This window comes from Pseudomonas sp. ICMP22404 (assembly GCF_006227205.1).
Taxonomy (GTDB): domain Bacteria; phylum Pseudomonadota; class Gammaproteobacteria; order Pseudomonadales; family Pseudomonadaceae; genus Aquipseudomonas.
In genome coordinates this window covers 16647-30214 of the sequence record NZ_VCNG01000023.1, presented here as the reverse complement: position 1 = coordinate 30214, position 13568 = coordinate 16647, and the positions used below count along the sequence as shown (strand labels likewise).

Annotated in this window: 10 protein-coding genes and 1 pseudogene; 3 read left to right on the top strand and 8 right to left on the bottom strand. The window is 56.7% G+C overall.

What is annotated here, in order from left to right:
- The first annotated feature begins 19 nt into the window (after nucleotides 1-19).
- The gene (locus FGE05_RS27935) at nucleotides 20-2071 is read left to right on the top strand and encodes a hypothetical protein (RefSeq protein WP_139650066.1); all 2052 of its coding nucleotides are present in this window, start codon (nucleotides 20-22) and stop codon (nucleotides 2069-2071) included.
- A 183-nt stretch (nucleotides 2072-2254) separates the two neighbouring features.
- Here FGE05_RS27935 and FGE05_RS27930 read toward each other — a convergent pair whose 3' ends face one another.
- Entirely contained in the window at nucleotides 2255-3124 is an 870-nt protein-coding gene (locus FGE05_RS27930) for a hypothetical protein (protein ID WP_139650065.1), read from the bottom strand.
- On the bottom strand, nucleotides 3078-3623 hold the full coding sequence (locus tag FGE05_RS27925) for a hypothetical protein (protein WP_257225740.1): 546 nt from the start codon (nucleotides 3621-3623) through the stop codon (nucleotides 3078-3080). Before FGE05_RS27925 ends, FGE05_RS27930 begins: the two co-directional genes overlap by 47 nt.
- A 410-nt stretch (nucleotides 3624-4033) precedes the next feature.
- On the opposite strand from FGE05_RS27925, the gene FGE05_RS27920 reads away from it, so the two are divergent.
- The gene (locus FGE05_RS27920) at nucleotides 4034-4441 is read left to right on the top strand and encodes a hypothetical protein (protein ID WP_139650064.1); all 408 of its coding nucleotides are present in this window, start codon (nucleotides 4034-4036) and stop codon (nucleotides 4439-4441) included.
- A gap of 668 nt (nucleotides 4442-5109) precedes the next feature.
- Here FGE05_RS27920 and FGE05_RS27915 read toward each other — a convergent pair.
- The 3 genes from FGE05_RS27915 to FGE05_RS27905 are packed head-to-tail and all read right to left on the bottom strand — an operon-like array spanning nucleotide 5110 to nucleotide 8090.
- Entirely contained in the window at nucleotides 5110-5436 is a 327-nt protein-coding gene (locus tag FGE05_RS27915) for a hypothetical protein (protein WP_139650063.1), read from the bottom strand.
- Nucleotides 5436-6797, bottom strand: coding sequence for an acyclic terpene utilization AtuA family protein (locus tag FGE05_RS27910; protein WP_139650062.1), 1362 nt, complete (start codon nucleotides 6795-6797; stop codon nucleotides 5436-5438). Before FGE05_RS27910 ends, FGE05_RS27915 begins: the two co-directional genes overlap by 1 nt.
- Nucleotides 6798-8090 (bottom strand): CitMHS family transporter, encoded by a 1293-nt coding sequence (locus FGE05_RS27905; RefSeq protein WP_139650060.1) that lies wholly within the window; start codon nucleotides 8088-8090, stop codon nucleotides 6798-6800.
- Between the two features lie 131 nt (nucleotides 8091-8221).
- On the opposite strand from FGE05_RS27905, the gene FGE05_RS27900 reads away from it, so the two are divergent.
- A complete protein-coding gene (locus tag FGE05_RS27900; RefSeq protein ID WP_176563041.1) occupies nucleotides 8222-9118 on the top strand; it encodes a LysR family transcriptional regulator in 897 nt (298 codons plus the stop codon).
- Nucleotides 9119-9129: 11 nt separating this feature from the next.
- Here FGE05_RS27900 and FGE05_RS30545 read toward each other — a convergent pair whose 3' ends face one another.
- From FGE05_RS30545 to FGE05_RS27890, 3 genes and pseudogenes are all read right to left on the bottom strand, one after another.
- Nucleotides 9130-9993: a methyl-accepting chemotaxis protein gene (locus tag FGE05_RS30545; RefSeq protein ID WP_373682528.1), complete on the bottom strand. Its 864-nt coding sequence runs from the start codon at nucleotides 9991-9993 to the stop codon at nucleotides 9130-9132.
- Nucleotides 9985-11088: pseudogene (locus tag FGE05_RS30540) on the bottom strand (methyl-accepting chemotaxis protein); the annotation flags it as partial. The gene FGE05_RS30545 and the pseudogene FGE05_RS30540, both read right to left, overlap by 9 nt.
- Nucleotides 11089-11152: 64 nt before the next feature.
- On the bottom strand, nucleotides 11153-13549 hold the full coding sequence (locus tag FGE05_RS27890) for an RND family transporter (RefSeq protein ID WP_257225742.1): 2397 nt from the start codon (nucleotides 13547-13549) through the stop codon (nucleotides 11153-11155).
- Nucleotides 13550-13568 lie beyond the last annotated feature (19 nt).

The window sequence follows — 13568 nt, the reverse complement described above, 5'->3', positions numbered from 1 at the left end:
ACAATCAAGGAATAGAATTATGAGCCCAGCCACTGATAAGCTAATCAACGATCTCATCGCCAATAGAAATTTTTTTGAAGTGCATTCGGCGAGATCAGAAAATATTCTTTTGCCGCGCGCTAGTGAACAACTGAGGAGTTCTATTGACGCACTGACGAATCCTTCAGTTGATGAGAGAGTCTCGGCTGAAGAGTTTCTAGATTTGAAGAATTACTTCCAGCTTTTTGCGCTCTGCGAAAAAAAGTACGAGTGCATAGTTTTGCTTATCAATCAAGTTGATAGCCACACTGCACGTCCACTCTATTATTCGAGCCGGGTAACAGAGTGGATTGATGTGTGGAGTCAGATTGCGAAACTAAATCAAACTCTCGAGCCATTATACGACAAAAACATAAAATGTCGCGCAGAGGCCATACTAAGACTAAGAAGCAACGGCATAGAAATCATACTTGATCAGGCAGATGCCGTTCTGACGGAAAAAGTGAGAATTCAAATACTTTCGCGCATAAAGTATAGGGCTGAGAAAGTAGGTCATAATTTATTCTTAATGGTATTGCACATAATAGAAACGAAACATTATCGCCCGATGCACGAGCGTTATTATTTTCGAAAAGAGCTGTCGATATTAAGCAATTCGCCTCAATCTCCTCTGGGGTATTTGTACCAGCTTTCTCTTGCCCATTTGGAAAAGAAAAAAAAGAACCGCGATACTTTCAGGCAACTCAAGGAAATATTCGAGTTATCGGAGGATCTTGTCACACTGATGGGTGTTCAGAGGGTTGACTATCTTGAGGGCTTCATGAATAAACCTGTCGATCTGCTACCCTTCCTTCAGAAAAGTACGATCCATGATCAGTTATTTACCCTAGATCAGATGAACAAGCAGGATGCTTTAACTCTGATGGATGGACTGTTTAGTGATTGTCCGAGCTTGGCAGTATATAGAGATATTTATCGTGCAATGATCAAACATCCAGGACGACAGTCGTTATATTTTTACAAGGATTTAATTGTCAGAGAGCTTTGCATGAGACACACCGCGGCCGATGTTGGCAATGCAATCGATGAGCTTTCTTTTTCGTCGCAGGAGATTAATTTAGATTATTTAAACCCGTTAAATATCGAAAAATTAAACTCTTTCCAAAAGCCATTTATAAAAAGAAAGGATGATTATCTGTTCCCCCACCCCCATTTTGCACACACAGGCTTCATTTACACTATGTATGATAAATTACTCTCATCTTTAAAAGAGCGGAATTATAAAGGAGCCCGCCTTTCTCAAGAGATCGGCAGAAGGTCAGAGAAGCTAGTGGAAAACATACTATCTCAATATGGAGTCAGATATTTAGCAGGAAAAAAGTATATTGTTACAAAAGATTTTTTTGATGAAATTGGCTCCACCGCTAAAGAGGGGGAGTGCGACTTTGTGATCGAAAGCCCTAGCCACATTATGTTCATAGAGTTGAAGTCAAAGACGCTTACAGCGAACGCCCGGAGTGGGAATAGTATTTCCGTACTACTTGATCTTGCCCTTTCGCTCTTCACTTCGATCGAGCAGGCAGGGCGCCATGAATACGCCCTCAGAAGGAAAGGGAAAATTGATTTTACGGACGGAACGTCCTTAGATTTGAAGGGGCGAGACATTGAAAAGATCTCCCTTACAGTCTTCGACTTCAATAGTCTGGCTGACGTGAATTTAATTCAAGATCTACTGGCATTTATTCCTAGCATGAAGTTTTTTTCGAAGGAGTCGGACGAACAAGAAGAGCTTTCAAAAATTAAAAAAGTAGTAGACAAGCTGAAGATGCAACAGCAGTGCGATGTATTCCGAGAAGTCTATGAGAAACCTTACGGAAGATCGATAAATTTCGGCAATAGATTTTTTAGTGTCGGGCAATTTATGAGTATCTTAAAATATTCCAGAAGCACCGAGCACTTCGTTGAATTAATAAATAAAACCCGACAACTTGGGAATAATACCAGGGACTGGTATTATATATTCAATAATTTTGTTATTGATATGCCTAATCACCAAGGTGTCTTTAGTCGCGATTACAAACAAAAGACTTAAGGCGGAAACGCACTTCTATCGTTCAGAGAAGGGCGCGCAGGACCTTCACTGCCTGCCTTTTATGAGCTGCTAGCTTTGTAATCTCCGGATTATCCGCTTACCGATGCGCCGTTAGAGGCGCGAGCGCCTACTGGTTGCACCCGGACTTTCGGGACGTTCTGTTCTCCATCACCAAGACGTTGCTCAACGAAGGCTCTCAATCAAAGGGCTAATCATTTTTTTGATGGAAGGAATCGAGGTTCCGATCTGATGCGACCCGATTTCGTCTCCCTGCTTTCGAATGTGAATAGAAATGCTACGGTCATCTTCAACTTTGGCAAAGGCTACCAATCCGTTCTCTAAAGGATGAATTCGCACATCGTCTTCTCCTCCGGGATAATTAACTGCCAGTTGAAAATCGCTTAGAACTTCTATCACTTTTACTGCTGTATGCACCCATGAACCATGCTGGCCCGTCATGTATGAACTGCTGCTCACCAGCACAACCGCCATCATCAGCGAACCAAACGAATGGAGCATTGCAGTTGCGGTGGGTCTGGGGATTTTCTTTTTTAGGCCCACCACTTCCAATACGGGGGCGAGCATCTGTATTGAATTAAGTGTCATCGTCTGGATAAATCCGACTATGATCATCACGAGCGCAAAGAAAAGGAGGGCTATGGACGCAACGGTCATCAGTGCAGGGATGTAAAAGGCGACGATGAGAAAACCGACTGTTACGTCAAAGCTTTGTGGCGGTAAACCTAACGACTCGGAAACAAGCGACCGAGCCATCACCGTGGCGATCAGAAGGACTACAAAATGAAGAAGGGCCACGGCGGTTTTCCCCAGCGTACTTTCCCATACAGCGCTGATCCATTGAACCGCTGGCATACACCACGAAATGAAACCTCCTACAACTCCGACTGATCCAATTATTACAACAATATCCATCGCAAGGGCGCCGAGCCATTGTGACAGTACCATTCCGAGTAAGAAGGTCGTCATGGAGAAAATATAAAAGAGGTTAGACGCGGACATTTCGTTGTATTTGCATTGAATCCAGTCCTGCATGATACCGGTTACTCGCTCTTGGAAATCCGCACAAATGTTGATAGTCGGCGACATCGGCAAATACAACTTCGATGTTAGCCAGGGTGGTTGAGTTCTGACGGGCGCGCGGAATGTAACGGGTCACGCACCAGGACAGGTACTGCTTCAGCAACCGCAGGTACTGGTCACGGGTACGCGGATCGATCTGCGGAAAAGGTGCCGTTGCAGCTTTGCCGATTCGGGCGACCAGATTGTCGGCTTGACGGCCGCTTTGGAGCCAGATGGCGTAACCATCCAGTAAAGCCAGAATCGACTCGAAGTGGCAGGCCAAGATGGCGTCATCGGTGTAGAAAGCCTGGATCGCGCGCAGATGTGCCGCAGTAGTGTTGTAAGCGCGATACCTTAGCTTGAGTTGAACGTAGATGAACGGAATGAGTATGGGCAACGGCGCTGCGTGACCAGCTTGCACGAGCAGCGGCACACGCTGACCTGAAGAGAAACGGCACTGAATCAGCGTCATCGGCAGCCACCTCATTCAAGGACTCGCCATGAACATGGAGTACATGGCCCGTTGAGAGAGTGGACGTCAGAAGCGGGTTTGTCGAATCAGTGGCTTAGGCAGCTTATGAACATCCATGACATGACCTGTCGTTTAACATAATATACATTATGCGTAACAAGATATTACCAATGCAGCGTGGATATGAGCGTACCTCGCTCCAGCGCTTACAGGATTTGGATCAAGACAAACACGGGTGCCTGTCGATCCCTTGAGACTCAGCTCACACGCTACGGGCCTGGCTCTTGTTCTGCGAGGAAGCCCGTGCAAGTCTGCTGCACGTAGGTCTCCAAGGCTCAACGAAATAGTCCGCGAAGCCTTGGAACTAGAAAAGCACTTACAATCGTTTTCCCTTTATTCGGACCATCATCATGCAGCGTCTCTTACCCCTGGCTCTATTCCTCCTGACCAGCCAGGCCATGGCGTACCCAGCCCTCAAGGACACCGAGCTTTACACCCAAAACGCCAGCGACTGCCAGGATGTCGATCTCAGCACCTGGCAGCATCCAGCGCGAACCGTGCTGGAGAAAAACGGCATCAAGCTGGAGCGGGTTCAGCTATGTAACGGTGGACGCTATCCGATCTTTCTGGGTGAAGTCCCGTACGACCCTCAGGGTCAGACCAAGGATTTCTTTCTTCCCTTGTATGAGCAACTACGCAAGGCCAACGGCAAGTGGCCGTACGTACTGGTCGCCAGCAATTATGGCGAGATGGTGTATGTCAGTTATCCAAGGAACGATACTATCTCCCTGGCCTATGAGAACTTTGAGGCGCCCTAGGCTCTGTACGAAAAGCCTTGATACTCGTTCATGCCGCGTACAGGCCACTAGCGCTGGCTGACTGCTCGCGGCAACGGGCTCCTTCAGCCCTTCTACCCTGCCCCCGGATCGTCGAATTGCCTGGACTTTTCGTTCGGATACAAGTGGTTATCCGGTCGCGAGATTGCCAGGCATGCCTGTAGATTCTCCATAGCAATTAACCACTGATCAATGAAAAAACGCCAACATAATGGCGTCCATTTCGCTCTAATCATCAATATTTGAAAAAGTGACGTTTTCCCGACGGAAGGCATCAATACGCCATTGCTGGAGGTTCGAAGGAAGGATCATCATCCGCTTGTCACTGCTACTCGCTTAAGCCCTCCGGGCTTTTGCAGGACACATCAATTGCATTGCTTCTATGGGAGCAACATCAGGATGATGACCGTATACATTATGGTTATGACACTCTGCAGGGGCGACGAAGGCTGCGTGGACGTGCGCAAAACGGAGCCGACCTATGTCACTAAAGAGTTGTGTATGGAGAAAGCCAGGGACATAACGCCCCGCAAGGGCGTGAAGTTCAAATGTCGCAGCGAGCGGTCGTGGGGGCCGAGCAAGGTACCCGGCGCGAATACCTTGGACAGCGTGGTCTCGACCGACGCCAAGCGACAGCCTTGAAACCCGGCTCAAGCGCTCGGCATATCCAAGTCGAGCAGCGCCGCCCCCAACGCCTTCCCATGGGCATCGAGTGCCAACGAACGGGTGACGCCACCGCGCAAGACACCGGGCAAGACGAAGTTGAGCGCGCACACCCGAGGGAGTTCATAGCGCCGTATCGCCGGTCCATGGGGGGGCAGCAGTTCAGCAAAATGCTCGGCCACCCGCTCTACCGTCAGCCATTCGCACAGGCGTGGATAATCTTCGGCGTGGAACGTAATCACGGAGATATTGGATGTATCGCCTTTATCTCCCGTACGGGAATGGGCCAGGTCACGCAATTTAAGACGAGTCACTACACGTCCTCCAAATGAATCTGCACGCTGACAGCGTCCCGTGGCAGCAACAGCGACGCCACCGCCACCACTTGGCGCACGGATTTACTCGCTCCGCCGCCGCCGTAAGGACCGTTGGTGTAGAGGGTTTCCACTTCGTTTCCAATCCGCACGGCCTCGGCGCGATCGGTGCAACGGGCCGCGACCCGCAGGCGCACTTCCCAAGGCTCGCCGTCCAGTCGGGCACCCAGCTCAGGGCCGTGCAAGGCATCGACGCCGATCAACTCGGCGTGGATTTCTTCATAGGCCACGCCTGTCAGTTTCAAACGTTCCAGCACGACCTCCCGCGCCAACCGGCCACGCGCCAAGGCCCCTGGGCCGCCATAGGACATCTGGCCTTCGCCGATCCAGCCGTCGAGATAACCCACTGATACTTTCAACGATGAGGGGCGCTCCCGGCCATCGGCGCCCTGGACCTGTACCTGATTCGGTCCCTGGAGCGTAAACGACACCTCGGAAAAGTCCGCGCTGACGTCTGGCGTGAGGTATGCGGCGGGGTCGTGCACTTCATAGATCATCTGTTCGGTGCAGGTCGCGGTATCGATGCGCCCGCCTGAGCCTGGGACTTTGCTGATCACTGCATGGCCCGTCGCGTCCACTTCGGCGAGGGGAAATCCCAGCCGCGCCAGGTCCGGCACATCCTTGAACCCAGGATCGGCAAAGTAGCCTCCACTGATCTGGCCTGCGCATTCGAGCAGATGGCCGACCAAGGTGCCGCGTCCTAATCGTGGCCAATCGTCTGCGGCCCAGCCGAACTCGAACATCTGTGGCGCGAGGAACAGCGACGGATCCGCCACTCGCCCAGTAATGACCACGTCAGCATCCGCCTGCAAGGCCTCGATGATGCCGTCCACGCCCAGGTACGCGTTGGCCGAAATCAGGCGTTCGCCCAATGAGGCCAGGGTGATGCCGTTGTCCAGTGTTTGCGTCGGATCGCCGAGCAGTGTCGCCAGCACATCGTCACCCGTTACGGCGATCACTTTGAGGCCAGACAAACCAAGCTGCCCGGCAATGCGCCGCACTTCCCGCGCTGCGCCCAATGGGTTGGCCGCGCCCATGTTGGTGATGACGCGCAAGCGGCGGCGCCGGCCATCGGTCCCGCGACCGATAAAGGGCAGTACCAGACGCATGCGCTCGCTCAACAGCGGATCGAAGCCCGCCTGCGGATCGAGCAGTCGCGCTTGTTGTGCCAGGGCGATGGTGCGTTCGGCCAGGCATTCGAACACCAGATAATCCAGCTCGCCGTGCTCGGCCAGTTCAATCGCCGGTTCGATGCGATCACCTGAGTAACCGGCACCTGAGCCGATGCGTAAGCTTTTCATTCAAAAGACTCCAATGAGCAGCGCCGTCACCGTCATCAGCACCGAGGCGGCGAACAGAAAAGGAATGGTGAACCGTTGATGATCGGCCAGTTCGATCTTGCACAACCCCACCAACAAGAAGGTCGCCGGGGTCAATGGGCTGACCGGGAACCCGGTGGTGTGGACACCCAGCAGCGATGCCTGGGCCACTTGCAACGGATCGACACCCAGGGCACGGCCGACTTCGGCCACCACCGGCATCACGCCAAAATAGAAGGAGTCGGGATCGAACAGCAGGCTCAGCGGCATGGAGATGAACCCCACGACCATCGGAATCAGCTTGCCGTGCCCGGCGGGAATCTGTGCCACCGCCACCTCGGCCATGGCCTTCAGCATGCCGCTGCTCTGCATGATGCCGGTGAAGACCCCGGCGGCCAGGAGAATGCTCGCCATCGTCAGGGCGGTTTTCGCATGGGCGTCGATGCGTGCCCGTTGGGCATCGACGTTGGGGTAATTGATGCACAACGCCAATACCGTGCCGAGCATGAACATCACCACCGGATCGACCACACCGGCAATCATCACGCCCATCACCACCACGGTCAGTATCAGGTTGAGCCAGAACAGCCGTGGCTTGCGCAAGGCGACTTCGGCCTCGGACAGTACCCGTTGAGGTATCACCTCCACCCCTGCCCCGGCACCCAACCCCAGGCGTTTTTCTTCGCGACGACCAAGGAACCAGGCGCAAGCAAAGACGAACGCCAAACCGACGATCTGCACCGGAATCAGCGGCTGGAACAAGTCGGCCACCGGCACGTGCAAGGCCGCCGATGAACGCAGGACCGGGCCGGTCCATGGCAGGAAGTTGACCCCGGCCGCCATCGCCGTGACACAAGCCAGGATGCGTTTATCCATGCCCAGGCGCGTATACAACGGCAGCATGGCCGGAATGGTCACCAGGAAGGTCACGGCGCCGGAACCGTCCAGGTGCACCAGCAGTGCCAGCAACGCGGTACCCACGACGATGCGCGTCGGACGGGTGCCGACGCGTTTCAAGATGCGGTCAATGATCGGGTCAAGCATGCCGGCGTCGGTCATGACGCCAAAGAACAGAATCGCGAACACGAACATCCCGACCACGGGGGCGACGTTCTTGATGCCGGTAATGATGAACGCACTGGTTTGCAGGCCAAAACCACCGATCAGTGCGGCGATGATCGGCAATGCGATCAGTGCAACCAGGGGGGACAGGCGCTTACTCATCACGCAGATGAGCAGACAGAGAATGGTGACGACACCGAGTATGGCGAGCATAGGTAGGTCCTGTTCGGCATTCCTGACCGCCATGGCGATGAAATGCGCTGTTGTTGTTTTCACCGAGTATTGGAATTGCCGGTATTCTTTGTAAATTGAAATGTTCGGCTGCCTGTATTCGGAAAAACAAAATGAAGAACTCGATCCAGCACATCCGCGCCTTCCTGGTCGTGGCGCAAACCGGCAACTTCGCCAAGGCTGCCGCGATGCTGAACCTCTCGCCTTCAGCCCTGACCGTGCAGATTCAACAGTTGGAAGATTGGCTCGGCGTGCCGCTGCTCGAACGCAGCCCACGTCATGTGGCGTTGACCAGTGCCGGACAGAACAACCTGCTGCCCATGGAGAAACTGTTGCTGGACCTGGACAACATCGTCAGCGCCTCCCGGGACCTGGCGGCGCTGCGTCGGGGTGTCGTTACCATTGCCGCCCTGCCCTCGCTCTGCGCGGCTGCGCTACCGCCGCTGTTGAAACAGTTCCGTGAACAGTTTCCCGGGATCGAAGTGCGCCTGCGGGACGTGGTGGCGCGCCGGATCGACACGTTGGTGCGCGACGGCGAGGTGGATTTCGGCCTTGGGGTGCGGGCAAGGACGAGCCATGGGTTGGAATTTCAACCGGTGCTGGAGGATCGGTTGTGCCTGTTCATTCCAGCCGACCATCCCCTGGCCCGTCGACGCACGGTCAAGCTAAGCGAGTTGACGGCGCAACCGATCATTCTTACTGGGCGCGACAGCAGCGTTCGAGAGTTGGTGGAGCAGCTGTTCGCCGACGCCAACCTCCCATTGTCGCCGGGCCTCGAAGCCAATTACATGTCGACGGTCCTGGCGCTGGTGCGCCAGGGGTTGGGCGCAAGTCTGCTGCCGGAGTCGGCGGACGAAGGTCGGGAGGGATTGGTGAAAATCCCCGTGGACCATCCTGGCGTTACCCGTCAGATCGGCTTGATCACCCGCCAGGGCCAGACAATGGCGCCGGCAGCCGAGCAATTCATCGAAATGTCCAAAGGTTTTTTTGAGGAGATGACGAGAGCCTGACCAACCTGGCTTCAGGTCCGGAACTGTGCGACGGCCTCCCGCAGCTCGTGCTCCAGCCCGGCCAGATCCCCGCAAGCCAGGACCACTTGCTGATTCACTCCGACACAATGTTCGGCCTCATTGCGCACCTGCATGACATTGCGGCTGACCTCCTCGGCCACGATGCTCTGCTGCTCGGCGCTGGCGGCGTTCTGCTGGTTCATCTGCTCGATCAGCGACACCGCTCCGGTAATGCCGCCCAAGGCGGTGCTCACCTGATCAGCCAGGGTGACGGTATCCACCATCAGGCGCGCGCAGCCCTGGATCTGCCCAACGCTGTGTTGCGACAAATGCTGCAGTCCGACAATCAGGGTCTCGATCTCGCTGGTCGAGTCCCGGGTGCGCCGTGCCAGCGCCCGCACCTCATCGGCAACCACCGCAAAGCCACGGCCCTGCTCTCCCGCCCGAGCCGCTTCGATGGCCGCATTGAGTGCCAGCAGGTTGGTTTGTTCAGCAATTGAGGCAATCACGTCGGCGACCGTGCCGATGGTCTCGACCTGCCGTTGCAAGGACTCGATGGCCTGCTCGGAAAGTGCCATTTCCGCTGCCAGTCGATGGATCTGCTGGCTCGCCAGCTGCACCACCCGCTCACCATTGCGTGCCTGGTGGTCGGCCTCGCCGGCGGCCTGGGAGGCCTGTTCGGCGTTGCATGCCACTTGTGCGACCGTGGCGGTCATCTGTTGCATGGCCGTGGCGGCGTGTTCGGTCTCGACCCTCTGGCGTTGGGCCGCCCCACTGCTCTGGGCACTGGATGTACTCAGGGTCCGGGTCGTTTGCCCAAGTCCCACGACACTCAGTCCGATACGCGCCACCAACTGGCGCAGGTTGGCGGTCATCTCTCCCACTGCGGTCATCAACTGGCCCAACTCGTCTCGACGCATGGCCATGCCTTCGGCCGCATCACTCAGGTCGCCCCGGGCAACACGCCGGGCCACCTGCAGTGCTTCACGCAGAGGCACGACGATCAGATGACGGATAACCAACGATGCCAACAACGCCAGGGCGACGATCACCAGGGCGCCCACCGCTTGCAGGCGCATCATCGAACGGCCTCGTTGGCCCATCTGCCTTTGTCGATCGGCGGCGGCTTGTTCGACCTGGCTCAGCACGGTCTGTGCCTGGGCGTCCATCTGCCCGGCGGTCTGCTTGCTCAGCGCCCGGCTATCCCGATAGCGCTGGAATGCCTTGCGATATTCGACCAGCGCCGCCCGAGCCGCCGCCAGGGACGCTTCGGAGTTCTCATCCACCCGGCCCTGGAGCAGTTCCAGCGCGTCGCTCATTTCCTCCACTGACTCGGTCCAGCCTTGGAGCGCCTGCGCTGCGCCCTCCTCCACATAGATAAACTCCCTGTTGCGGGTGACCAGCAGTTTTCGCTGCAACGCCGAGGCCTGTTCCGCGAGGCTCAGCGGATCGCCTTCCGAGGCCTGGCCGCTGTTCAATACGCCGCGTACCTGGTCGTACATATCCAGTTCGACAGCCTCGAACTGCAGGCGGGCCTGTTCCGCCTGCTCCTGCATATGGCGCAACGCATCTGCCGCCAGGCGCTGGTGATCGATGAAATGTGCAAACTGGCCCTCATAGCCATCGACGGATTGCTGCATGGCGGTCAGTAACGGCACATCCTCGCTCGATGCGCCGGCCTTCGCCTTCTGGAGTTGAGCGCCCAGCGCCTGGATCAGGTCCCGAACCTGGCGCATCGCTAGAGGGTCGGGATCCAGTGCGTAGGTTTTCTCGGCACTGCGCAGCTGCAAGGTCAGGCGATTGATCTCCACCATGGCATCGACCTGCCGGCCGTGCTCCAGCAAACTGCCGGTCGCATACAAACCCTGGGCGATGGCGGCCACCGCGAGCAAGGACACCAGGCCGAAACCGAGCAGCAGCTTCTGCCCCACCGAACAGTCGGCAAGCAGGCGGGCAGTTTTCTTCAGCATTATTCTTATCCTATATCTGAAGCAGATCGATAGCACCGGTGAATACACTCGCTGAACCGCCCCGTCAGCCCTCCTCGACCGCCTGCAACGCGCCGCAGGCTTCAGGCTTTTTTGCGAACAACCTCTGCGGCAACAGGAAGTAAGCCAACGCCGGCAACAGGATCAAGGCGCCGAGCATGTTTACCAGGAACATGAACGCCAGCAGGATACCCATGTCGGCCTGAAACTTGATCGGTGACCAGGCCCAGGTCGCCACCGCGATGGCCAGGGTGATGCCGGTCAGCAGTACCACCTTGCCGGTGAACAACAAGGCGCGGTAATACGCCTCGGACAGCGAGGCACCGGTACGCATGTGCGCCAGGATGATGCTCAACACGTAGAGCGCGTAGTCGACACCGATGCCCACACCGAGGGCGATCACCGGCAAGGTGGCCACCTTGACGCCCATGCCCAGCCCGACCATCAGCGCCTCGCACAGAATCGACGTGAGTACCAGCGGCAGCACTGCGGCCAGCACCGCACGCCAGGAGCGAAAGGTCACCCAGCACAGCAGGATCACCGCGCCGTAGACCCAGAACAGCATCTCGTGCATGGCCTTTTTCACCACAATGTTGGTCGCTGCCTCGATCCCGGCGCTGCCGGCGGCCAGCATGAACTTCACCTCCGGCAGTTTCTGTTGCGCGATGAACGCTTCGCTGGTCTGCACCACCCGTTCCAGGGTGTCGGCCTTGTGGTCGGCCAGGTACACGTAGAGCGAAAGCAGCGAGCAGCCCTGGTTGAACAACTCTCGCGGTGCCCGGGTCTGCACGGCGCCGAGGGCGCCGTCGTTGGGGATCAACTCGTACCACTTAAAGTTGCCCTCGTTGTACCCGGCGGCCGCGACTTTACTCATGGCGGCCATGGAGTTGGTGGACTCCACCCCGGGCAACTGCTCCAGTTGCCAGGCCAGCGAATCGACCGCGGCCAGGGTCGGATAGCGGGTGCACTGGTCCTCCGGGGTTTTCACCATGACCACGAAGATGTCCGAACTGGCCGCGTAGTTTTGCGTCATGAACGCTGCATCACGGTTGTAGCGCGAGTCTGGACGCAGCTCCGGCGCGCCGGGATCCAGATCGCCGATCTTCAGGTGCAGGCTGACGGCAAACCCGCCTGCTGCCAGGGCCAGGCCGAACAGGCAGGCGGCAATGGCCCAGGAACGCCGGGTAAACAGGTCGAGAAAACTCCACAGCGGGTGCTTGACGTTCGCGGTCAACTCGGCGGTTTCCGCCCGCAAGCTGCGGGCAGCGGCCTTGGCACCGACGCCGATGTAGCTGAGCAGGATCGGCAGCAGGATCAGGTTGGTGAAGATCAGCACCGCCACGCCAATGCTGGCGGTGATCGCCAAGTCCTGGATCACCTGGATCTTGATCACGATCAGCACGGCGAAACCCACCGCATCGCAGAGCAGCGCGGTCATGCCGGCGGCGAACAGACGGCGGAAGGTGTAGCGTGCCGCGACGACCCGGTGGGTGCCACGGCCGATGTCCTGCATGATCCCGTTCATCTTCTGCGCGCCGTGGCTCATGCCGATGGCGAACACCAGGAACGGAACCAGCGCCGAGTACGGATCCAGATCGTAGCCAAGGGTGGCGAGCAGGCCGATCTGCCAGAGCACCGCCACCAGGGAACAGAGCACCACCAATGCCGTGCTGCGCGCACAGCGGGTGTACCAATAGAGCACTGCCACGGTCACCAGCACGGCAACCGCGAAGAACAGCAAGACTTGCCCCAGCCCGGCGATCAGGTCACCAATGATCTTGGTGAAACCGGTGATGTGGATCTGGATACGCTCGTTCTGGTACTTGTAGCGCAAGGCTTCCAGTTGCCGTGAAAACTCACCGGCATCCAGTGCCTTGCCAGTCGCCGGATTGATTTCCAGCAGCGGCACGAAAATCACACTGGACTGGAAGTTGCCGGCCACCAATTGACCGATCTCGCCGGAACGGGCGACGTTGGTCCGCACCTCCTCCAGGCTGGCCGGCGAGCCGTCGTAGCTATCCGGAATCACCGTACCGCCATCCAGGCCATCTTCGGTCACGGCGGTCCAGCGCGTGGTCGGTGTCCACAAGGACTTCATATAGGGTTTGTCGACACCGGGCAGCAAGTAGATCTCGTCGTTGAGCTTGGCGAGGGTATCGAGGTAATCCTTGTCGAAAATAGTGCCCTCCTTGACCGCCACGGCGACGCGGATCGAGTTGCCAAGGCCGCTCAGTTCGCTGCGCTGTTCAAGGAAGTTGGCCACGTAGGGATGAGACGTCGGGATGGTCTTCTCGAAACTGGCATTGAGACCGATCTTGCTGGCCTGATAACCCAGCACCAGGGTCACCAGCAGGCAGAGCAGCATGACCCAGGGCCGGTGATTGAAGATCGCCCGCTCGCCGAGGTTGCCGGAACGCGGATCGAAATCCTCCAGGCGGGCCATCACCACTTGCTGTTCGAGG

Bases quoted from the DNA above. Each gene is read 5' to 3' on its own strand.
- FGE05_RS27925 (WP_257225740.1), bottom strand. From the start codon at position 3,623: ATGACGCTGATTCAGTGCCGTTTCTCTTCAGGTCAGCGTGTGCCGCTG.
- FGE05_RS27930 (WP_139650065.1), bottom strand. From the start codon at position 3,124: ATGCAGGACTGGATTCAATGCAAATACAACGAAATGTCCGCGTCTAAC.
- FGE05_RS27935 (WP_139650066.1), top strand. From the start codon at position 20: ATGAGCCCAGCCACTGATAAGCTAATCAACGATCTCATCGCCAATAGA.
- FGE05_RS30545 (WP_373682528.1), bottom strand. From the start codon at position 9,993: ATGACCGCCAACCTGCGCCAGTTGGTGGCGCGTATCGGACTGAGTGTC.
- FGE05_RS27910 (WP_139650062.1), bottom strand. From the start codon at position 6,797: ATGAAAAGCTTACGCATCGGCTCAGGTGCCGGTTACTCAGGTGATCGC.
- FGE05_RS27905 (WP_139650060.1), bottom strand. From the start codon at position 8,090: ATGCTCGCCATACTCGGTGTCGTCACCATTCTCTGTCTGCTCATCTGC.
- FGE05_RS27900 (WP_176563041.1), top strand. From the start codon at position 8,222: ATGAAGAACTCGATCCAGCACATCCGCGCCTTCCTGGTCGTGGCGCAA.
- FGE05_RS27890 (WP_257225742.1), bottom strand. From the start codon at position 13,549: ATGGCCCGCCTGGAGGATTTCGATCCGCGTTCCGGCAACCTCGGCGAG.
- FGE05_RS27920 (WP_139650064.1), top strand. From the start codon at position 4,034: ATGCAGCGTCTCTTACCCCTGGCTCTATTCCTCCTGACCAGCCAGGCC.